At 50.4% G+C, this 21,363-nt stretch carries 16 protein-coding genes; 8 read left to right on the top strand and 8 right to left on the bottom strand.

Annotated features, from left to right (window positions below; all coding sequences use genetic code 11):
• The first annotated feature begins 76 nt into the window (after nucleotides 1–76).
• Together F0L74_RS26600 and F0L74_RS26595 are read left to right on the top strand one after the other, a co-directional pair.
• Nucleotides 77–382, top strand: coding sequence for a YtxH domain-containing protein (locus F0L74_RS26600; RefSeq protein WP_149840941.1), 306 nt, complete (start codon nucleotides 77–79; stop codon nucleotides 380–382).
• Nucleotides 383–553: 171 nt separating this feature from the next.
• Complete coding sequence (locus tag F0L74_RS26595) at nucleotides 554–1,114, top strand: hypothetical protein (RefSeq protein WP_149840940.1); 561 nt, start codon at nucleotides 554–556, stop codon at nucleotides 1,112–1,114.
• A gap of 85 nt (nucleotides 1,115–1,199) precedes the next feature.
• On the opposite strand, the gene F0L74_RS26590 is transcribed toward F0L74_RS26595, so the two are convergent.
• The gene (locus F0L74_RS26590; protein WP_149840939.1) at nucleotides 1,200–1,823 is read right to left on the bottom strand and encodes a hypothetical protein; all 624 of its coding nucleotides are present in this window, start codon (nucleotides 1,821–1,823) and stop codon (nucleotides 1,200–1,202) included.
• 55 nt (nucleotides 1,824–1,878) lie between these two features.
• Nucleotides 1,879–2,604 (bottom strand): SRPBCC family protein, encoded by a 726-nt coding sequence (locus F0L74_RS26585; RefSeq protein ID WP_188316177.1) that lies wholly within the window; start codon nucleotides 2,602–2,604, stop codon nucleotides 1,879–1,881.
• 174 nt (nucleotides 2,605–2,778) lie between these two features.
• Between F0L74_RS26585 and F0L74_RS26580 the strand changes: the two genes are divergently transcribed.
• The 3 genes from F0L74_RS26580 (at nucleotide 2,779) to F0L74_RS26570 (ending at nucleotide 5,110) form a co-directional block, all read left to right on the top strand.
• Nucleotides 2,779–3,192, top strand: coding sequence for a VOC family protein (locus F0L74_RS26580; protein ID WP_149840937.1), 414 nt, complete (start codon nucleotides 2,779–2,781; stop codon nucleotides 3,190–3,192).
• A gap of 32 nt (nucleotides 3,193–3,224) precedes the next feature.
• On the top strand, nucleotides 3,225–4,058 hold the full coding sequence (gene bla, locus F0L74_RS26575; RefSeq protein ID WP_149840936.1) for a subclass B1 metallo-beta-lactamase: 834 nt from the start codon (nucleotides 3,225–3,227) through the stop codon (nucleotides 4,056–4,058).
• 188 nt (nucleotides 4,059–4,246) lie between these two features.
• Nucleotides 4,247–5,110 carry a 3-keto-disaccharide hydrolase gene (locus F0L74_RS26570; RefSeq protein ID WP_149840935.1) on the top strand — a complete coding sequence of 288 codons (864 nt, stop codon included), beginning with the start codon at nucleotides 4,247–4,249 and terminating at the stop codon, nucleotides 5,108–5,110.
• Between the two features lie 248 nt (nucleotides 5,111–5,358).
• Here F0L74_RS26570 and F0L74_RS26565 read toward each other — a convergent pair whose 3' ends face one another.
• The 6 genes from F0L74_RS26565 to F0L74_RS26540 form a co-directional block, all read right to left on the bottom strand.
• Nucleotides 5,359–7,122: a DUF885 domain-containing protein gene (locus F0L74_RS26565; protein WP_149840934.1), complete on the bottom strand. Its 1,764-nt coding sequence runs from the start codon at nucleotides 7,120–7,122 to the stop codon at nucleotides 5,359–5,361.
• Between the two features lie 114 nt (nucleotides 7,123–7,236).
• Entirely contained in the window at nucleotides 7,237–9,210 is a 1,974-nt protein-coding gene (locus F0L74_RS26560; RefSeq protein ID WP_213087085.1) for a glycoside hydrolase family 97 protein, read from the bottom strand.
• Nucleotides 9,211–9,258: 48 nt separating this feature from the next.
• Entirely contained in the window at nucleotides 9,259–10,230 is a 972-nt protein-coding gene (locus F0L74_RS26555) for a FecR family protein (RefSeq protein WP_149840933.1), read from the bottom strand.
• A gap of 568 nt (nucleotides 10,231–10,798) precedes the next feature.
• The gene (locus tag F0L74_RS26550) at nucleotides 10,799–11,266 is read right to left on the bottom strand and encodes a MauE/DoxX family redox-associated membrane protein (protein ID WP_149840932.1); all 468 of its coding nucleotides are present in this window, start codon (nucleotides 11,264–11,266) and stop codon (nucleotides 10,799–10,801) included.
• A 135-nt stretch (nucleotides 11,267–11,401) separates the two neighbouring features.
• Entirely contained in the window at nucleotides 11,402–12,544 is a 1,143-nt protein-coding gene (locus F0L74_RS26545) for a FecR family protein (protein WP_149840931.1), read from the bottom strand.
• A 30-nt stretch (nucleotides 12,545–12,574) separates the two neighbouring features.
• Complete coding sequence (locus F0L74_RS26540; RefSeq protein WP_149840930.1) at nucleotides 12,575–13,117, bottom strand: RNA polymerase sigma factor; 543 nt, start codon at nucleotides 13,115–13,117, stop codon at nucleotides 12,575–12,577.
• 334 nt (nucleotides 13,118–13,451) lie between these two features.
• On the opposite strand from F0L74_RS26540, the gene F0L74_RS26535 reads away from it, so the two are divergent.
• The 3 genes from F0L74_RS26535 to F0L74_RS33935 are packed head-to-tail and all read left to right on the top strand — an operon-like array spanning nucleotide 13,452 to nucleotide 21,363.
• A complete protein-coding gene (locus tag F0L74_RS26535; protein WP_149840929.1) occupies nucleotides 13,452–16,823 on the top strand; it encodes a SusC/RagA family TonB-linked outer membrane protein in 3,372 nt (1,123 codons plus the stop codon).
• Between the two features lie 20 nt (nucleotides 16,824–16,843).
• Nucleotides 16,844–18,301: a RagB/SusD family nutrient uptake outer membrane protein gene (locus F0L74_RS26530; protein WP_188316176.1), complete on the top strand. Its 1,458-nt coding sequence runs from the start codon at nucleotides 16,844–16,846 to the stop codon at nucleotides 18,299–18,301.
• A 23-nt stretch (nucleotides 18,302–18,324) separates the two neighbouring features.
• Entirely contained in the window at nucleotides 18,325–21,363 is a 3,039-nt protein-coding gene (locus F0L74_RS33935) for a glycoside hydrolase family 2 TIM barrel-domain containing protein (RefSeq protein ID WP_246197820.1), read from the top strand.

Below are 21,363 nucleotides of genomic sequence, written 5' to 3'. Positions count from 1 at the left end.
GATATTTGAAAATTTCCCAGTAGCACCTATCTGAACCAGGTATGGTTACAATTGTTAAACCTTAAATCGCATTCTTATGAGCACAAAATTCTTATCAGGCGCATTAGCGGGTATGGCCGCAGGAGTATTGGTGGGAATGTTAGTGGCGCCGGACACCGGCGATAATACCAGGAAAAAGATCCGTTACACAGCCGGCAACTGGCGCCATAAGGTAAGCCGTCTGGCAGGCAAAGGATCAACTGATCTAGCCGAGCTGAAACGTATCATAGAACATGAGGTGACCGGCCTTAAGGATGATGTGCGGGAACGTATACTACGGATCATAGAGGAAAGCAAAAGCTCCTACGATAATTTCAAAAAAGAAGCTTTGTCAGATAGCTGATGGCAAGCAGCACTGTTAACGATTCCTTTGTTGTTCCGGGAGATCAGACGCATCTCCCGGAACCGGCAGGGGAGCAGCCTGTAGCCAACGCTTCGTATATTGACATATTTCCCCGCACTTTAGTCATTGCATTACCCGTAATACTGCACTATCTTACCCAAAACGAGTATTATGAAAAGCAACCGTCCGGACGCCGGTAAAACACCCGGCAACAATAAGCCCGTCCAGCCTAAAAATACGCCTGGTGATCCAAAGGAACAGGATGATCCTACTTCTGCACAGGACGATCCGGACCAGCCGTCTGAAGAGGCATTGATCCCCAGTCAGGCCGATCTCTCCGCCAAAGAAAGTGTGGAATATTTTACGCCTTCAGGGGAATTGCCCGGGGAGCTGGAATCTGAAGACGACCAGGAGCTCACAGAAGATGACGCCACCCCGGAGATCATCCCCGGCACAGAAGCCGATGTAACCGCCGATGACCTGGCTGCCTTAGGCCCCCGCGATGAAGACCAGGACGATGGCGACGACGAGAACGTACGCGCAAGGGATATCCTGGTCAGTGAAAGGGACGAAGAATCCGATGAAGAGGAAGATGGACTGGATGTACCCGGCGCAGAAGATGATGACGAGATGGAAGAGATAGGCGCAGAGGACGAAGAGAACAATGACTACAGCCTGGACGACCAGGATGATGAGCAGGAAGATCCTTACCAGGATTACGACGACCGCTAACCGGTGTTTACCTGAAATATAAAACGGTTCCGGCACTGATGAACAGTCCGGAACCGTTTGCGTTTATATAGCACCTATTAAGACATTAATTTTTTAAGAGCCCTTTCACCAATCCCTGCCATTGCGGTTTTGAGAACCCCAGCGTGGCGCTGACCGCTACTACCACATTCCGTAGTCTATCCAGCAGTCCTTCCTGGTGTTCCTTGTTGGGTTTTTCATTACGTCCGTAAACGCTGGCTTTAATACGGTTACCCACGCGCTCCACTACAAAGGAGCTGGTAGCCGTAGGCGCAAAAAAATGCGCGATCCTGCTGTTAAAATCACGGGGATTCCCAGAGGGCCGTACCCTGATCGCCACATAGGCGGAGTTGCCGGAACTTGTACAACGGTCCTCTATCTTTTCTATCTCCACCCAGTCATACCCGTTGCCGGTTTTAGAGCCCGGCCCGGGAAGGTCTATCCTGATATGATCGCCTTCCCGGGCTTTATGGTGCACCACATGACCGCTGCCGTCCGTTAAGGTGAAGTTGGCGGAGAACGGGCCGCCCAGTTCACCCCAATGGTTTACTTCCAGCAGCCGGTCCTTTGCTATATTATAGCGTTGTACGCAAGCCTGCACGGTAGGCAGTGAGATGGTATGCTCTGTATTATGCTGCTCACCGGTTTTCTGTAATGGCACTGTCTTTTCGCAAGATGGAGATGTTTTCATACTCATTGTAAATTCGCTTCAACACTAACTGCTAAAGGCTAACCGCTAACAGCTGTTACTCATGTACTATTTCACCTGTTTCCATAAACACCTTGAAACGCTCAATATCTTCTTCTATAATACGCTCAAAGGCTGCATTCAGCAACCAGGCCAGGCCGGTGCCTACATGGCCGGCAGGCGGGCGGTAAGTGATCATCACTTTCATATAGGTGCCGCCATCAGGGGCATCTTCAAAGGTGACACGGCCGGCAGTAGCTACCTGCGAGCCTGCAATGGAGCGCCAGCCCAGTAAACGGCCTGCTTCTTCCTTTACGATCTCTGCTTCCCATTCTACACTGCCTACGCCGCCGGGGCCATTAGCCATCCAACGGGAGTGCAGGCTGTCCCGCTCCTCTACTTTTTCCAGGTGCCGCATAAACAGGGGCAGGTTGCCTAACTGCCGCCAGAATGCATACACTTCTTCCTTGGGTTTCCCGATATGCAGGGAAGTGCGGATATTAATGGCCTGTGTATGACGGCCAACGCGGTCTTCAATGGCGGCAGAAACAGGGCAGTTGCCGGACAGGCCCCTGTATAACAAATAGCTGCCCACAGCCAGTTTAAACAGGCTGCTAAAAGGGTGTCTTCCCATTTGGCCAAGGGCCGTGCTCGCCATAAGGGATCCGGCTACTATGGAGGCTACCCGGCCTTCACGGCTAACATTCAGAATATTGCTGCTATCGTACAAAGCGCCTGCGCTGGGCTGGCCATGACCGTTCAGTAGTGCGTTGTGATGGTTCATGATGGAATAGTTTCTGTTATTACCGCTAAAACCTTGCATATTTTTAAATTGATGACAATACGTTGATTATTAATACATAGTGATGATTGCCAGCGTGCTGGATTGTGGAAAAATTAATACGGGGCGTAGAAAATTATGCTAACTTTAATACTCACCTAAAACCCCGTTCTTGTTATGTCAACGCCATTTAAACCTGCCGGTTTTCCGGCTTTAACGACTTACCTGAGCATAAAAGGATGTGATGATTTCATAGCTTTTCTGAAAGCCGCATTTGGCGCAGATAAGGAAGCCGTTTACCGGGATGATCAGGGGCAGGTAATGCATGCGCATATTTACATTGATGATACCATCCTGGAGTTTTCAGAAGCCCGCCCGGAATACCCGGCCATGCCTACTTCTTTTCATCTTTATGTGCCGGATGTGGATACGGTGCATCAACAGGCCGTACAAGCCGGCGGTACCGCCACGGCAGCGCCCGTAGATCAGACCTACGGAGAGCGTAGCAGCGCCGTAAGGGATGCCTGGGGTAATAACTGGTATATTGCCACTTATACCGGTATAATGCAGGATGCAGTAGAATCCATTTGATAAAGACCTGGTGGTAATTTATTTTTACCGCTATGAAAAATCCCGCTTTTACTGTAGCCCTACTGTATTTATTTATCAGCTCATCATTTGCCCAGGAAAAAGGGCCTACCGCCACCATTACACCGGTGTGCGAACATTTTTACCTGCATACAACCGCCACGCCTGACCAGGCGGGAGGCATTGGGGCCCACGGATTGATTGCCGAAACGCCGCATGGCGTTATCCTGGTAGACAATGGCTGGGATACCACTACCGCCCGGCAGGTATTGCAGTTAATAGCCACCCGGTTAAAAAAGCCCGTACTGCTCTGTATCGTATCCCATTGGCATGCGGACCGTGTAGGCGGCACCGCGCTGTTCCAGGCGCAGCATATCCGCACGGTCAGTACGCCCTTAACAGCCTCTTTGGCTGCCAAAGCAGGCCATGCCGCCCCGGAGGGGATACTGCCCAATGATACCAGTTTTACCGTAGATGGTGTAAAGCTCACTTGTTATTATCCCGGTCCGGGCCATACGGTGGATAATATCCTGGTATGGTTCCCCGCAGGTAAAGTACTGTTTGCGGGCTGTTTCATCAAAAGCGCAGCAGCTACAGATATAGGCTTCATAGGCGATGGCGACCTGCGGCAATGGCCCGCTTCCATCAAAAAGATGGTACGGCGTTTCCCGCATCCCGCGTATATCATACCCGGTCATCAGCAATGGAACGATCTTAACGCGGTAGCGCATACGCTGCAGCTGATCAACGCGCAGGAACAAACGGAAGGCCAACAAGAGGAAGAAGAACAACAGCAGCAGCAACAACAGCAACAGCAACAACAACAGCAACAGCAGCAGCAGCAACGAAAGGCCAGCGGCCACCGTTAGTGTAACTGGCAAGCTCCTGTCCCGCGCTGCTGATAAATATGTCCTATGCACCGGCATACACCGGCGCTTCCATTCATCACCAGAAACATTGCTTTTAGTAAACGGAATCCGTATTTTACCTCTTCATGCATGATACGTTCCGCCGCTAACAGGCATTCACGTATGCTTTAATTAATAATTAGTAACTTATGAATAAACTGATCATCACCTGCGCACTGTTCCTATGTTGCCTGCCTGCTATCGCCCAAAAGGCGCCCGGTAAATGGATCCAGCTCTTTAACGGCAAAGACCTGAAAGACTGGAACATCAAGATCGCCAAACATGAACTGGATGAGAACTATAACAACACTTTCCGTGTAGAGAACGGCCTGTTAAAGGTGCGGTATGATCAGTACACCAATTTTGACGAACAATACGGGCATATCTTCTATAAGAAAAAATTCAGCGCCTACCTGCTGGTAATGGAATACCGTTTTGTAGAAAAACAGGTGCCAGGCGGTCCGGGATGGGCTATACGCAACAACGGTGGTATGATCCATTCACAATCTGCCGCCAGCATGCAAAAAGACCAGGACTTCCCCATATCCCTGGAGGTACAGCTGCTGGGCGGCAATGGCAAAGACCCGCGTACTACCGGTAACCTTTGTACGCCGGGCACTAATGTGGTAATGAATGGAAAGCTGATCACAGATCATTGTATCACTTCCACCTCTGACACCTATCACGGCGACCAATGGGTAACCGTATCCGCGCTGGTGTTGCGGGACTCCGTGATCAAACACATCGTAATGGGCGATACCGTGCTCACCTATACGAAACCGCAGATAGGTGGCGGCTCCGTGATCCACTACGATCCGGCCGTGAAAAAGGATGGCCAGCTTCTGAAAGAAGGTTACATTGCCCTGCAGGGCGAAAGCGCGCCGACTGATTTCAGAAAAGTAGCCGTGTTCGACCTGGAACCGTATATGAACGATCCGGTAAAATTAAACCAGGTGATCCACTGGCTACAGCAGACCACAAGGCCTAAAACAGCGCCTACACCCAAAAAGTAGCGGGCGGCGGCGTTATCATGGCCGGATGTGGCGGCCTGGGCGGTTTTGGCGGTCTGGGTGGATGCCGCGGGGTTACACAGCTGGCTATGATCAGAAAGGCCAGTAGCAATAGTGGTCTTAACGAATACCTGTTCATACGCCTTGTTTTTTATTACTACTGCAAATAAAAGGCCAGCACATAAATAAAAGGTCCCGGAAGCGAGCGCTTCCGGGACCTTTTTATTTATTACGCAAACGCTATCAGTTAGTTACTCAGACAGCATCAGCTGACGGATATATTTCACCGGCGCATTGCCATAACTCAGGAATTTCTCATTAAACGCCTTCAGGTTAAACTGGTTGCCCAGTTTTGCCTGGTAAGCCTTCCGCAGGTCTATGATCTCTTTATAACCGGTGTAGTAGCTGGTCAGCTGTACGCTGGTCACGCTTACGCGTTTCCATTTGCCTTCTGCCTCTGCCTGTTGCTGAAAAGCTTCCTGGGTTAACAGGTGCAGCGCATCTTCCTTAGACATATCCTTCACATGCACGCTGTAATCCAGTATGGTATTACACACCGTGCGCAGGTTCCATTTATACCACATCAGCCACATTTCCGGCTCATTATTGCCATAACCGTTCTCCAGCATCATCTGCTCCGTGTATACGGCCCATCCTTCGATCATAGCGCCATTAGACAACAGGGATTTGATCAGGCTGGGGGATTGGTTGGCGTATACCAGCTGCGTGTAGTGCCCGGGGATCGCTTCATGTATATTCAGGATCTGCAGAATATAATGATTGTATTCACGCAGGAAGCTTTCTGCACGGGCAGGCGCCCATCCCTGCAGGCTGCCCACATTATAATAGGTATTGCCGCCTTTATCATAGGGACCGGGCGCGCTCACAGAGGCGCCGGCCACGCCCGCCATATAACCCGGCTCTTTACGCACTACCAGTGGTTTGGACGGATCCAGGTACAGCAGGTCTTTCTCTTTAATAAAAGCCGTCAGCGTAGGGAGCTGCGCCTCAATAGCCTGCTGGAACTCCGCTGGTTTTACATGCTGTACAGACAGGGTATCGATCATTTGTTTGATCATAGCCAGGGAGTCTGCCGGCATAGGTTTATTGCCAAAATATTTGGGCCACAGCTGCCGGCTGATGCGGGCCATCTCCCCATGTACCCATGTTTTGCGGGCCACTGCGGAATCATAGATCTGTGCGGCCGTATAGGCGGATTGTATGTTATACCTGAACTTCTGCTCATACAGGCCGCTGCCCAGGCGGAAGCTGCGCGGGTGCTCCACTTTCAGTGTCTTTAACCAGGCGGCATAATCCTTAATAGCCTTGGCCGCGGTCTGCGCGCGGGCCAGCAATTGCTGTTTCTCCTCCGCGCTAAGGCTGCTTTGTTTTACGGAATCTGCCAGGTCTTTTTCAAAGATGGACAGGCCGCCCAGGTTCTGGTCCTGCGCCAGCCCGGTAAGTTCCGGCACGGGGTCCTTGATGCGTTGTCTGGCGGCCGCATAATAGGCCGGCACATTGGCCAGGCGGCTGTAAAAGCTGCGCAGGCGGGTATCCAGCGGCGCATAGGACTCATTAAGGATAAACGCAAAGGTATTACTCACATTATATCCGGAGGGGTCCCATTCGCCCGCCTTTTGCTGTTCAAGATCCCATTTGGAGCCTGCCAGCCGGTCTTTGATCAAGTGATAATCGATCTGCAGGGCAGGCGCCAGTTTGCTGGTATCATACTGCTGCAAAGAGTCTTCCTGTTGTTTGATAAAGGCCAGTTCTGCCTGTTGCCCGGCTGCATCGGGGATCAGCAGCACGCTGTCATAGGCATGATAGCCCATTTCCGTGGCCCAGCCCGGGTAAGTTTTCCATAATGCGTCTATAAAATGATCTTCATAAGCGCGGAAAGCGGCGCTCTGTGTAGTGTCTGCGGCCGCGCCCTGACCGCCGGGCTCCTTTTGCCCGGTATTGCAGGCGCTTATCAGGCCCGCCATCGCCAGGGAATAGAACAGGTATTTTTGCATAGTTGGTGGTATTGTGGTACCTAATATAAGCTTTTAGTGTAAAAGGGGCGTAATGACAACGCCCGCAGCGTAAGCGGATACTTATGCTACGGGCGTTTATTGTTGTAAGGTTTATTATTGCTCCGGCGTCAATATCGCCATCCATCCGCCGCCCTGGCTCATCTGCACACTTACATGATCTGCCGGCGTAACGGCTTTCTGTTCAAAACGGTAATCTGCCGCATGTTCGTCTGCATTAATGCCATCCTGTACTATCTCCATTTTATAATGTTGTCCGTCCAGGAAACGCAGGTCCAGGTCCAGATGCCGCGCATCCCAATTGGTCATGGCGCCTATATACCAGGTAGCGCCTTTTTTACGGGCGATGGCTACATACTCCCCGGCCTTACCCTGCAGGGCTACGGTCGTATCCCAGGTGGTAGGCACGCGGGAGATGAACTTCGTATAATCCGGCTCTTTCAGATAATTGGAGGGATTATCGCACAACATCTGCAACGGGCTTTCATATACCACATACATAGCCGCCTGGTGACAACGCGTACCCTGGCTCATAGGCTCAGAGAATACGGGCCGGAAATTATGTTTATTGGCATTCAGCATAGCACCCGGCGTATAGTCCATGGGGCCTGCCGCCATACGGATAAAGGGGATGGTCACGTCATGGCCCGGCGTTACTTCGCGCCCGCCTTTGCTGTTTTCCAGCCCTTTAACGCCTTCGTAGGAGATCACGTTGGGATATTTTCGGTTAAGGCCTACCGGTTTATAAGCTCCATGAAAATCTACCAGCAGCTCGCGTTTGGCGCAGGCGGCGGCTGTACGTTCATAGAAGTTCACCATATATTGCTCGCCGCGCTGCATAAAGTCCACCTTAATGCCTTTTACGCCCCAGGAGGCGTACAGGTCCAGGGCTTCGTCCATATGGGCGTCCAGTGCGTTCCACAGTACCCACAGGATAATGCCTACGTTTTTACTTTTGGCATAACGGGCCAGTTCCGGCATATCTACCTGCGGGGTGCTGTGCAGGATGTCAAGCGTAGTGCGGGTCCAGCCTTCATCCAGGATAATATACTCCAGGCCGTATTGTGCAGCAAAGTCAATATAGTATTTATAGGTAGTGGTGTTAATACCCGCCCGGAAATCCACATTGTAGACATTGTTGGCATTCCACCAGTCCCAGGATACCTTACCGGGTTTTATCCAGGCGGTATTAGGCAGCACGTTGGGGGTAGACAGTTTGTACACCAGTTCCGTTTCCAGCAGGCCCTTATCATCCGGACTGATCACGATCGTGCGCCAGGGATAGCTGCGGGTACCTTTGGTTTTGGCGATATAGGGCGCATTCTCGAGGATCTTTGCGCCGCGGTCGCCCACCAGCGAGTCACGCAATATCACCGGCGGGAACTGGCCGTTCAGCGCATTCCCGTTTGTCCCAAATACAAATTGGTTGGGATAGTCGTAGAGGTCAGCCTCGGTGATCAGCATTTTAGTGCCTTTGGGCGTGCTCAGGTACACCGGCAGGCCGGCATACAGCTTATCAGAGATCCGCGCTACGCTGGTATCGTCAAATTTATATTCATAATGGCTTTGGAACGTAGGGGAGGGGCGGTGGCTTTCCATAGGCCACCAGCTGTGGTCATCGTCCGCCAGCTGGTACTGCACGGTCTCATTGGTAACGGTCACTTCCTTATTGCCCAGGGCCGTTTCAAAACGGTAGGCCACGCCATCGTTATAAGCGCGGAAACATACGCTGTAATTGCCTTTAAAGCTCAGGCGCAGCTCATTGTACTGCTCTGCTATGTGTTTATACTTTACCGGCACTACCGCGTCTATCACCTGGTTAACGGTGTTGCGCTGCTGTTTTTTGAGCACAGGGGATTGCCCCAGTACCTGGCCATCGCCCAGCTGCATACGGATAGTGCTGGGCAGCAGCAGGGCCTCGTTATTATAGGCCACAGACCACTGGAGGGTATTGGTCACCTGTACTTTCACGGCTATCTTCTTGTCCGGCGATAGCAGGTCGTAATCGGTAGCCCTGGCAATAATAGGGGCAATGATCAGGCATATGCCCGTAAGGAGTCTCTGCATCATTCACAATTTTGATTGATAGCACAAAATAGTGATGCAGAAGGAGAAATGCTAGTTTTCCCCTTTACTGAAATGCAGTTGCTGATCCTGGTCTATGTACCAGCGCATGCCGCCTATATCACAGAGATTGGTCAATACGGAGTCCAGGTGCACAGATTTATCCAGGATACCATTAAAGCCCTTTTTATGCAAATCAAGACTATCTGTTATTACGGGGAGGTTGTAAACCCTGTCTATGGTACTACACACCTCTGCCAGGGTGGCGTTTGTAAAAAGCCGGCTGCCGCGCAGCCATGATAGGGTCTTTACAGGAGAAAAGGATGTTTTCACAAAGGGTTTCCCGCCAGGCGGTCTTACTGCCTGCTGGCCGGGTGACAATCGGGTGGGCCGGCCCTTGTCGTCGATAATGGTGCACATAGCCGCCATTGAAGAAATAACGCTTTGGCCCCCGGTAAGACTTACATTAAATGCATTACCAGGCGCCACTACCTCGTCTTTGCTGGTACGTACAACAAAGGGGTGCTCATGATCAGTGGTCACCTTGCAATAGATCTGACCTTCTACAAGGAAGATCTCCCGTTTAGAACCATGAAAAACAAGCGGGAACTTTATACAGGTGCCGGCATCCAGATAAATGGAAGTGCCGTCAGATAAAGCAACGGCATAAGTTTCTCCCTTGGGCACACGTAGTATGTTATAAGCGGTGTCGTAATTAGCGCCGTATGGCCGGAGCAGACTGCTAATGCCTACCGGTATGTGGGTGGTATCCTGTACATCGCCGTTGCCCCAAAAGGATAGTATATGGCCATTTGCCTGCACCAGTTCTACCTTCAACCGTTGGGGCATGATAGAATCGATGGCGGTATGCATTCTGCTTGTGGCAGACGATGGTTGTTTAGCCGGTTTGCAGGAGAACAATCCTACAAATAATAATAAGATCATAGACGCGGCGCTTGAGCTGTTCGCGCGGCGTTTGAGAGCAGGATAGTGCGACGTGAATACAGGCCCTTTGGTCTGGTTCATAGCTTTAGTTGTTTTAAAATTAAAAATGGTTAGGTTGAGAGATGCCAGGAATACACAGTCATATGCAACTGCGGAACAGCCATAGTATGGTTGGTATACCTGCCTGGTAATGGTTTAAAGAGATGGTCAATTTGAAGTAACTCCATTGCATAGGCAAACCGTAGCAGCGGAACTATTCAGCAGTGGGCAGGCTGCTGCATTGGCATAAGTATTTTATGGAGACGGTCGGTACCTGGATGCCACGGTAGGATGAATGGTTGGATGTGGAATTCCAGATAGGGGTTGATAAAGATTACAACAATACGAAATCTATGTTGTCGTATTGACACTGCAAAGATATGTCAGAAAGATGATCCCTTCCAAAACCAAACGGCTAAACTTTTTTAGCATGACAACCGTATAGGCGTGATAGGGGCCTTGTGGCCCGCAACTGTAGGCGGTTAGCGGCTGTGTGAAGGGAATATTAATTATTGGACGTGTATGGCTATTAACCAGCAGTTAACGCAACGTAATAAACGTATTGACATAACGGATGTCTAAAAACTGGCATTAAGGTGCTGGTATGCCATCACGCATGTCCCGGATGGAACGCCGCATTGGCCGCATCATCGTTATCATGTTTCGCACGGCGCCGCTTTCTTTCCATCAATGCGGCTACCAACGCTAAAATAGTGAATACGATGTTAAAGACCAGGTGTTGTTGCCAGCTCATTTCCTGCAGCACGCCACCGCAGCTGCAAGGCAGCTCTTCGCTAAAGCTCAGGATGGCGAGTACATAACCGGTAAATGCCAGCATCATTACAAAAGAGGCATATAGGCCCCACAATCGCCACTGCGGAAGGAATAACAGAATGGCTACAATGAATTCGGCGAGGGGCAATGCCCAGGCAACAAAGGGAGCAATGGGCGCCAATATGGGCGACTCGCTTATCTGTTCTTTAAATACGGTGTATTCCATCAGCTTACTGATACCGGTATACAAGAACAGCACTACCAACAGGAGTGCAACAACGGAGGGAATGGTTCTTTTGAGCATATCCGAATGTAAGATAGTATGCGCAAAATGTTGTTATCATTTAGGAACATTTTGATTGTCATTTGGGGTAAAAAAGCAGCCGCTGTAAAGCGGCTGCCGGAGTTAACATCTGTGAATATCTGGGAGGGGAAAATCCTATTTAATATGTAACACGCTGTCTTTGTCAAAAAAATAATCCAATTCAGTGGTCGCTTTTAACGCCTTCATAAACTCCTCAACGGGCTGCCGGCGGTTGAGGATGCCGGAGAACCGCTCAGCTCCTACGCCAGCATTGTCTATGGTAACAGACAGCCCATACCATCGCTGAAAAAAACCGGAGAGCTCCTGGATGGGCGCATTGTCAAAATAATAGATGCCTTCCCGCCAGCTAAGCCGGTGATCTGCTTCAAACGGTTGCACCGTGATCCTATCTGCGCCAGGCTGGCAAGCCGCTTCCTGGCCCGGGCTTAATTGCACCTCCCTGCCGGCTGCCTGCACTTTTACCGCACCGCTGACCAGCGACACCCTTATCATTCCCTTTTCATAGGAATTAATGTTAAACGCCGTGCCCAGCACCCGTATGGTACCGCTATGGGTATGTACAATAAAAGGGTGGGTTGCATCGCCGGCCACCTGCAGATACGCTTCGCCGTCCAGGGTAATTTCGCGCGTACTGCCTGTAAAACGGAAAGGGAACTGCAGCTGCGTAGCGGCATTCAGCCATATCTCCGTACCGTCTGATAAGCTGATCTTATAATCGTGGCCAAAAGGCACTTTAAGCGTATTGATACCGCCGGCATCCGTGCTCCCGGCATAAGACAGGCTTTCAGATGTGCTGAAAAGCGTCACGCCCTTAGCCTTAACAGTCCCCTGCCGGGAAAGACCGATGGTTTGCCCGTTTGCCAGCTGCAGCTGTATTTCCGCGGCAGGCGGGGCAGACACCCTGCCAATCCGGGTAGATAGTAGGAGGAACAGCAGGTAACCGCCAACAGATACCCCGGCCAGTATAGCGGCTGCCTTTAGCATAAAAGCCCGCTTATGAGAACGGCCGCCTGGGTGCGTAACGGGCATTGGTTTCCAATAATCATCATCTTCAAACCTGGCCATTTTATCCTGTAGATCCCCCGTATGAAATGATTGCTGCAGATGGCGCCATAGCTGCTTCACCGCCTCATCTGTTTGGATGAGACGATCAAGCGCCTGCTCGTCCCCTTCGCTGATGGAACCGCTGAGCTTTTCGATCATCCGTTGAAATAGGATCTCCCGGTCTTTATATGATGACATATCTGGTGGATTCATAAACAAGACAGTTTTTAATGGCAGGCTGGACTACTGGCGTTTAAAATTTTTACGGAGCAGCTTCAGTGCGCTTACCAGCTGGTTGCGGATGGTATTGGGGCTGGTGCCGGTGGCTATAGCGATCTCTTTCCGGTTCTTACCGTCGAGATAAGCCAGCTGCACCACCTTCAGGGTTTGTGCGGGCAGCAGCTGCTGCAGGGCGCTGCTCAGCGCCTGCTGCTGTTCCTGCTGTTCCAGCCGGTTATCGGGCAATACGGCTCCCTGTGTTTGCTGGAAAAGCTGTTCCAGCCGTCTGCGCCGGGTATCATTTTTACTGAGTTGATTGATGCAGCGGTTTTTAATAGCAAGTATCAGGAAACCTTTCAGCGAGCTGTCAATATGTTTATACAGCTGTTTTTCCCAGAAGTCTATAAAGAATTCCTGTACCAGGTCTTTGGCGTCGGCCTCATTTTGCAGAATGGCCAGGGCGGTCGTCATCAGGTCTTTCCGGTACAACTTAAAACAGGTTTCAAATGCCTGGCTGTCACCGGCTTTTAGATGTTGCAACAATACGCTATCGGTAACGGATGGCATTGCGGATGATTTTAGTTCTTTTGCTTAAGTGCGGGCGCAATGGAGGTTTACAGGTATGTCCCTTACAAAATATTGGTCTTTATTGCACATGACAGCTGCGTGGGCAGCGACCCAAATGTAGCGCATTTTAAAAAAATATTAAGAAATTGTTATCACATATAGTCCAGCCGTATTTTAAAATCTGTCTTGTATACGTAGCAGGCCCGCTAGCTGTGAGGGGAACTTTATTATACCTGTAATGCTTTGAAGAAAACTAAGGGAAGTATCATCCTGCCCAACGGGTGAAATAGGAATTCAGCCAACATCTGTTTTGTATAATTAAACCAACCGTACCATGAACGGGATAAGTCTGCAAAGCCACTGCCGTGCGCTTTCTGTACTTGTAATGATGACCTGTACCTTATTGTTCTCATTACAGGCAAAGGCGGAGCAGGGCGACGCCGCCTTTACGCTTACTGCTAACAATATTACATTGTCAGCCGTATTTAAAGCCATTTACCAGCAAACAAAAATGGCGATCGTATATAACAACCGCGCACTGGATGATAAACAGAAAGTGGATGTTGATTTCAGGAATACTAAGCTGGAAGATGTGTTACATTACCTGCTGGATAAACGGGGTTTCCTATGGGTCTATAATGGCAACTATATCTCCATAAGCCCCAGCGCAGGTAAAGAAAATGATAACAACTCCAGGGGCGATACTGCCGCCAATACCCTGACCATTGCAGGCAAAGTAACGGATGCGGTAGGCGCGCCGCTGGTAGGCGCCAGTATACAGGTAAAAGGCACGCTGCATGGCGCTATTACAGATGTGGATGGCAAATTCATTTTACCAAGGGTTACTAATAGCGATGTGCTGATCATCCGTTCCGTGGGGTACGAAACACGGGAGCTGCCGGTAAAAGGCCGCCATATCATGGCACAATTGAATGTAGTGGTGAATGACCTGGACGAGACGGTGATCATCGCTTACGGCGCCACTACCAAACGGCGGCTCATCGGCAATGTGGGCTCCGTAAAAGGGGAGGATATCGCAAAACAGCCGGTCAGTAACCCATTGCTGGCATTACAGGGCAGGGTGCCCGGTTTATTTATCACGCAAAGCACCGGCCTGCCAGGCGGTGGTGTAACGGTGCGTTTACAAGGTACAAATAGCATCAGCTCCGGTAATGATCCCTTGTATGTGATCGATGGGATCCCCTATGCCTCCCAGCTATTGCCTACCTGGGGCAGTGTGTTAGGAGAATCCGGCGGTATGGTAGTGGACGGCGTAGCCCCCGGCAATGGCAACCCGCTTAGTTTTATCAATCCTTCTGATATCGAAAGTATTGATATATTAAAGGATGCAGACGCTACGGCCATCTATGGCTCACGGGCTGCCAACGGTGCTATACTCATTACCACCAAAAAAGGAAAGGCAGGTAAAACAAAGATCGATCTTAATATGCAGCAGGGCTGGGGCAGGGTCACCAATCAATTGCCGCTGATGGATACCCGGCAATATGTGGCCATGCGCAAGGAGGCGTTGAAGAATGATGGGTTACAACCTTCCGTAGACCCCGCAGCTGCCTTTCCATTTGTATACGCGCCTGACCTCATGGTATGGGATACCACCCGGAATACCGATTGGCAAAAGCAGCTGATAGGCGGCACGGCACATTATACAGATGTAAAAGCATCAGTTTCCGGGGGGAACGACCATACACAATTCCTGATCGGCTTAGGCTATCACCGGGAAACCACTGTTTTCCCCGGCAGCTTTTCAGATCAGAAAGGTTCTGTGCATTTTAATATCAATCATGCCTCGGCAGATGAAAAGCTAAAACTGCAGTTCTCCGGTAACTACCTGGGGGATTATAATAACCTCACCGGCACAGATTTTACCACAGCCGCTATTACCCTGGCGCCCAATGCGCCGGAACCCTATAACCCGGACGGCAGCATCAACTGGGCGCCCAACGTCGGCAACACCACCTGGATAGCGATGGGTAATCCCATTGCCAACCTGTATAACAAGTACAAGGTCAACACAAAGAATTTATTAGGCAATCTAACAATAGGCTACCAGCTGCTGCCATCCGTGGAAATAAAGACCAGCCTGGGATACAACAGCCTGCAGGCAAAGGAGACCGGCACACAACCGCTGATCTCCACACCGCCGGAGAACTGGCCTTATACCTTACGGGCAGCACAGTTCAGTGATAACTCTGTCAACACATTCATTATCGAGCCCCAGGCTACATTTAAACATAAGATCGGCAAAGGCATACTGGATGCCTTATTGGGCACTACCATACAACAAACCAGGAGCAATGGCGTGCGCTTATCAGCCACCGGGTTTAACAGCGATCTGGTGCTGGAAGATATAAAAGCAGCCACCAGCATAACGGCGCCATTCCCCACCATCGCAACAAAATACAAATACAATGCGCTATTTAGCCGTATCAGCTATAACTGGCAGGATAAATACCTGATGAACTTATCAGCCCGCAGGGATGGCAGCAGCCGCTTTGGCAGGAGCAACCAGTTCCACAATTTTGGGGCGGCCGGCGCTGCCTGGATCTTCTCAAATGAAACGGCCGTTCAAAAACTGCTGCCCATTCTCAGTTTCGGAAAAATAAAAGCCAGTTACGGTACAACCGGCAGTGACCAGGTGGGCGATTACCGCTTCCTGAACAGGTATACCATTCCCTTTGGTATTGGCACGCCTTACCAGGGCGCCACGGCCCTGCAGCCGGCCGGCCTGCCCAATCCTTACCTGGGCTGGGAAGAAACGCGTAAATGGCAGAGCGGGATAGAACTGGGCTTTTTGAAAGACCGCTTATTACTAACGGCCACCTATATCAATAACCGCTCTTATAATCAGCTACTGGCGTACGGATTGCCGATAGTGACAGGGTTTTTCACCGTGAACAGGAATTTCCCCGCTATTGTACAGAACCGCAACTGGGAACTTACGCTCAATACCGTCAATGTAAAGACCAGGCTGTTTACCTGGACCACCAATATTAATCTCACAGTGCCCAGCAATCAACTGGTGGACTTTCCCAACCTGGCTACCTCCACATATGCCAGCTTATTGGTGCCGGGACAACCGGTCAGGCTTACCAAAACATACCATTTTACAGGAGTAGATCCCGCAACAGGCGTATACCAGTTTGCAGACGCAAAAGGTAACCCCACCTCCAATCCTGATTTTTTAAATGACCGTACCGTTTTTATCAACACGGATCCTACCCTGTACGGCGGTTTTCAGAATACGGTACAGTATAAAGGATTTGAGCTGGATATCCTGTTCCAGTTCGTAAAACAGCAAAAGCAGCATTACCGGTATGGGAACCTGCCGGGTATCATGCAGGTGAACCAGCCAACATCACTACTGGAGCGCTGGCAAAAGCCCGGCGATATAACGCCTAACCAGCGCTATAATGCAGATGCCAGCATTGTAGGCGCTTTCTTTAACATCCTTGATTCGGATGCGGCCTATGCAGATGCCTCCTTTATCCGGCTCAAGAATTTTTCCTTGTCATGGCAGCTGCCTATGTCATGGAAACAAAAGCTGCGCCTGCAAAACTGCAGGGTGTACCTGCAGGCGCAAAACCTCCTGACCATCACCAGCTTTTATGGATTGGACCCTGAAACAGGAAATGCCAGCCTGCCGCCTTTAAAGATGCTCACATCCGGTATACAAATAGGGTTTTAACAACAGGAAAAATGAAGATCATGAATGCAATAAATATCCGCTATATCAAGGGGGCGTTACTGCTGGTTTGCCTGTGCGTGCTGCATAGCGCCTGTACTAAGCTTGTAGAGGCAGATGCGCCGGTGACCAGTATAAACGGGGAGAATGTATATAACGATAATGCGACCGCCGCAGCCGTATTAAACAGTATTTACACGGCCATGAGCCAGAAAGGCATAACGGCAGATGGTATTACTGCGTTATCATTGTTCCCTGCATTGTCTGCAGACGAGCTCTCCTTGTATGGCGCGTCTACGGATCCGGTCTATATTGCCTATTACCGGAATGCATTGACCAATATCAATACCGGCAATACAGATTTCTGGAAGATCATCTATCCTTTGGTCTTTACTACAAATGCTGCCGTAGAAGGATTGTCTGCTGCTACCGGTCTTACACAGGCAGTGAAACAACAGTTGTCAGGAGAGGCCAGGTTCCTCCGCGCCTTCTTTTACTTTTACCTGCTTAACCTGTATGGAGATGTGCCATTGGCATTAAGCACGGATTATTCAGTAAATGCCCTGTTATCCCGTACGCCAAAGGACAAGGTCTATCAACAGATCATTGCCGATCTGAAAGAGGCGCAATCATTATTGGCAGATACTTACGTGATGGCCGATGCGATAACGCCCTATCCCCCCTCGTCCGAAGAGCGGGTACGGCCTAATAAATGGGCTGCTACCGCATTGCTGGCGCGTGTGTACCTCTACACCGGAGACTATGTAAATGCGGAAAAGCAAGCTACCGCGGTGATCAGTAATACCGGCCTCTATGATATCATGCCTTTGAACAATACCTTCCTGAAGGAGAGCCGGGAGGCTATCTGGCAGTTGCAACCCGTTCGCACCGGACAAAATACGCAGGATGCCAGGTTATTTATGCTGCCGGATACAGGGCCCAATGGCCTTTTCCCCGTTTACCTGGGCAGCCACCTGTTAAACAGTTTTGAGGCGGGGGATCAGCGCCGGTTTGGCGGTAACTGGATCGATAGCGTGAACATAGGCGCCGCCACTTACTACTATCCTTACAAATACAAATTAAGCACCACTACCGCCGCCACCATACTCGAATATGTAATGGTGCTCCGCCTGGCGGAACAATACCTGATCCGCGCGGAAGCCCGCGCGCAACAAAATAATATCCAGGGCGCCGGCACAGATCTGGATGTGATCCGCCACCGTGCCGGCCTGCCCGGTTATAACGGCGCTCCGGAAAAGAACGCCTTACTGGCCGCCATCCTGCATGAGCGGCAGGTGGAGCTATTTACAGAATGGGGGCACCGCTGGTTGGATCTGAAACGGACCGGTATGGTGGATACGCGCATGCATACCATCACCCCGCAAAAAGGAGGCGCCTGGAAATCCACCGCGCAACAATATCCTATCCCTGCCAGTGAATTACAACGGGGCCCCAACTTTATACAGAACGCAGGGTATTAATACAACCTATAAAAAACCGGAATATGAGATATGTTATCATTTTGCTGCTAGCGCTGATCATTACACAAAAAAGACTGGCAGCACAGGGAACGCCTGGCGTTTATTTTGAAAAGGAGCTGGATTGGAACGGCATAAAAGAAAAGGCCGGTACGGAAAACCGCTTCATCTTCCTGGATTGCTACAAAGCGGCTACCAGCAGGTTAAGGGATAAACTCATCTTTGGCAGGCAACAGGCAGGCGATCTGGTAAACGCCCATTTTATTGCAGCCAGGGTACAGGTGGATACTACACAGTTTGACGATGCGGCCGTTAAAGGGCGGTACAGTATAGCCAATAGCATCCGCAACGATCATCACATAAATACCTTCCCCGCCTTCCTGTTCTTTGATCCGTCTGGCAGGCTGGTACATGCAGGCGCCGGCGCCATGAGCGAAGAGGCTTTTCTATTGCTGGCAACGGAGGCAATGGATACATCACGGCAGTATTATAGATTCCTCAGTAAATTCAATAAAGGTATCAGGCAATACGATGTAATGCCCCGGATGATCCAGATCGCCGGAGCATTGGATGACAGGCAAACAGCCGCTGCCATTACCCGGGAATACGTAAATGGGTATGTATATCATCTGCCCGAAAAAGAACAGCTGACAAAAGAGCGGATCCAGTTGATGGGAAACAATATCAACAGCGCCAGCGATAACGGGTTCTCATTATTCCGGCGTTATGCGGATAAGGTAGATCTGTTGATGAATACAAAAAGTTATGCCAATGACCGTACCGATAATATTATCGCCCGGGAAATGATCGATCCGCAATTGTATAAGGAAGGGGAGGTGATAACAACCAACCCGGACTGGCAGCGTATACATGCCGGCATACAGGACAAGTTTGACAAGGCCACCGCAGACCGGGTGGTGCTTAGCGAAAAGATAAACTGGTTCCAGGCCAGGGATGAATGGCCAGCCTTTATAAAACACTCCCTGGATAAAGTGGAAAAGTATGGATATGATACCACCGGGCTGGGTAAATCGCTGGTGAATAATATGCTGTACGACATTGTTTTCAAACGGGGAGAGGATAAAGCAGACCTGCTGCGGGCGGCTGCGCTGATAAAAGAACTGCTTGCCGGCGAACCGGAGAAAGCCACCTGGCTGGATACTTACGCCAACCTGTTATACAAAGCCGGAAATGTAAAAGAGGCGGTCGCAGTAGAAGAGAAGGCCGTAGCGCTTATGCCGGATGAACCGGATATCCGGGAAGCGCTGGAAAAAATGGAAAAGAAGGAGCCTACCTGGCCGGTAGCCATAACGGCATTAAACCAGCACACATTACAAACCCCCTGGAGCAAGGACGTAACGCCGGCAGCTGTATGGGCGGAATATCCCCGGCCACAGATGGTGCGCAGCGAATGGACCAATTTAAACGGCATGTGGGATTACGCCATTACTGACTCCGCGGCCCGCAGCTTTAAAAAACCGGATGGTAAGATCCTGGTGCCCTTTCCCCTGGAGAGCACGCTCTCCGGCGTAAAAAAACTGTTATTGCCGGATCAGAAACTGTGGTATAGCAGGAACATTGCATTAAGCCAGAAAAAGACCGGCAAAAGATACCACTTACATTTTGGGGCCGTTGATTGCGATGCCATGGTCATGTTGAATGGCAAAACCATTGGCAGCCACCGGGGAGGATACCAGCAATTCTCCTTTGATATAACCGATGCATTGCAGAAAGGGGATAACAGATTGGTGGTAGCGGTGCTGGATCCCACGGATAAGGGAAACAGCCCTAAAGGTAAGCAGACATTAAATCCGCAGGGCATTATGTATACGCCGTCCAGCGGCATCTGGCAGACCGTATGGATGGAAGAGCTGCCCGCCATAGCGGTCAACCACCTCAAACTAACGCCGGATATCGATAAAGAGGCCCTGCAAGTAATAGTGGATGCGCCTGCCGGTACGGAAGTGATCCTTACTGCCAGCAGCGCCGGTACTATTGTAAGTACCGCCAAAGGCGCCGCCGGAACGGCGATACTGCTGCCTGTAAAAGAGGCCAGGTTATGGTCGCCCGCGGATCCTTTCCTGTACGATCTGCGTGTACAGCTGCTGCAAGATGGCAAACCGGTAGATGAGGTGCAGAGTTATTTTGGCATGCGCAAGATCGAAATAAAAAAAGACGGAACCGGACAGGAGCGCATCTTCCTCAATGGTCAGTATACCTTTAACCTGGGCGTGCTGGACCAGGGATTCTGGCCGGACGGACTATACACGGCTCCTACAGACAAGGCCCTGAAATGGGATATAGCAACGATTAAGGATATGGGTTTTAACACCATCCGTAAACATATCAAAATAGAACCGGCCCGCTGGTACTACTGGTGCGATAAACTGGGTATGCTTGTATGGCAGGATATGCCCTATGCCGCTAACCTGAGCGATGAGGCAAAAGCGCGTTTCGAAAAGGAGAATGAGGAAAATATACAGCAGCTGTATAACTACCCTTCTATCGTTTGCTGGGTGCTGTTTAACGAAGGCTGGTTCCGTTATGATCAGCAAAGACTGACCACCTGGATGAAAAAAATGGACCCCTCCCGGCTGGTGAATGGCCATAGTGGAGAGAACTATGACAGGAACGCCCCGCCAGACCTGAGCAAAAAATGGATAAATAGCGATATGACCGATATCCATGATTACCCGGGCCCCAATATTGCGCCGCCGCTGGCAGGTAAAGCCAGGGTATTGGGCGAATGGGGCGGCGTACGGGTGCCTACGCCAGGCCATCAGTGGAACACTGCAAAAAACTGGGGGTATGCGGAAAGTGAGGCCGCTCAGTTTGCGGATAAATACAAGTTCCTCGTAAAACATCTCAAGCTTTTTGAAACAGAAGGTTTAAGCGCCGCCATCTATACGCAGCCTTTTGATGTGGAAATAGAAGAGAACGGATTGATCACTTATGACAGGAAAGTGTGTAAGATCCCCGTTGAGCAGATAAGGGATATCAATAACCTTATATTACGCGCTCCGGCGGATACTGCAGCCGGTAGTAAAACATCCAGAGCGGAATAA

Source organism: Chitinophaga agrisoli (assembly GCF_008386695.1).
Lineage (GTDB): Bacteria > Bacteroidota > Bacteroidia > Chitinophagales > Chitinophagaceae > Chitinophaga > Chitinophaga agrisoli.
The sequence above is the reverse complement of the archived record's forward strand: the minus strand, read 5'-3'. Positions and strand labels throughout refer to the sequence as shown.

What these genes read in the sequence shown, in the direction of transcription:
- F0L74_RS26600 (WP_149840941.1), top strand. Translation starts at nt 77, where the DNA reads ATGAGCACAAAATTCTTATCAGGCGCATTAGCGGGTATGGCCGCAGGA.
- F0L74_RS26555 (WP_149840933.1), bottom strand. Translation starts at nt 10,230, where the DNA reads ATGAACCAGACCAAAGGGCCTGTATTCACGTCGCACTATCCTGCTCTC.
- F0L74_RS26570 (WP_149840935.1), top strand. Translation starts at nt 4,247, where the DNA reads ATGAATAAACTGATCATCACCTGCGCACTGTTCCTATGTTGCCTGCCT.
- bla (WP_149840936.1), top strand. Translation starts at nt 3,225, where the DNA reads ATGAAAAATCCCGCTTTTACTGTAGCCCTACTGTATTTATTTATCAGC.
- F0L74_RS26560 (WP_213087085.1), bottom strand. Translation starts at nt 9,210, where the DNA reads ATGATGCAGAGACTCCTTACGGGCATATGCCTGATCATTGCCCCTATT.
- F0L74_RS26580 (WP_149840937.1), top strand. Translation starts at nt 2,779, where the DNA reads ATGTCAACGCCATTTAAACCTGCCGGTTTTCCGGCTTTAACGACTTAC.
- F0L74_RS26530 (WP_188316176.1), top strand. Translation starts at nt 16,844, where the DNA reads ATGAATGCAATAAATATCCGCTATATCAAGGGGGCGTTACTGCTGGTT.
- F0L74_RS26590 (WP_149840939.1), bottom strand. Translation starts at nt 1,823, where the DNA reads ATGAAAACATCTCCATCTTGCGAAAAGACAGTGCCATTACAGAAAACC.
- F0L74_RS26565 (WP_149840934.1), bottom strand. Translation starts at nt 7,122, where the DNA reads ATGCAAAAATACCTGTTCTATTCCCTGGCGATGGCGGGCCTGATAAGC.
- F0L74_RS26585 (WP_188316177.1), bottom strand. Translation starts at nt 2,604, where the DNA reads ATGAACCATCACAACGCACTACTGAACGGTCATGGCCAGCCCAGCGCA.
- F0L74_RS26535 (WP_149840929.1), top strand. Translation starts at nt 13,452, where the DNA reads ATGAACGGGATAAGTCTGCAAAGCCACTGCCGTGCGCTTTCTGTACTT.
- F0L74_RS26545 (WP_149840931.1), bottom strand. Translation starts at nt 12,544, where the DNA reads ATGAATCCACCAGATATGTCATCATATAAAGACCGGGAGATCCTATTT.
- F0L74_RS26540 (WP_149840930.1), bottom strand. Translation starts at nt 13,117, where the DNA reads ATGCCATCCGTTACCGATAGCGTATTGTTGCAACATCTAAAAGCCGGT.
- F0L74_RS26595 (WP_149840940.1), top strand. Translation starts at nt 554, where the DNA reads ATGAAAAGCAACCGTCCGGACGCCGGTAAAACACCCGGCAACAATAAG.
- F0L74_RS33935 (WP_246197820.1), top strand. Translation starts at nt 18,325, where the DNA reads ATGAGATATGTTATCATTTTGCTGCTAGCGCTGATCATTACACAAAAA.
- F0L74_RS26550 (WP_149840932.1), bottom strand. Translation starts at nt 11,266, where the DNA reads ATGCTCAAAAGAACCATTCCCTCCGTTGTTGCACTCCTGTTGGTAGTG.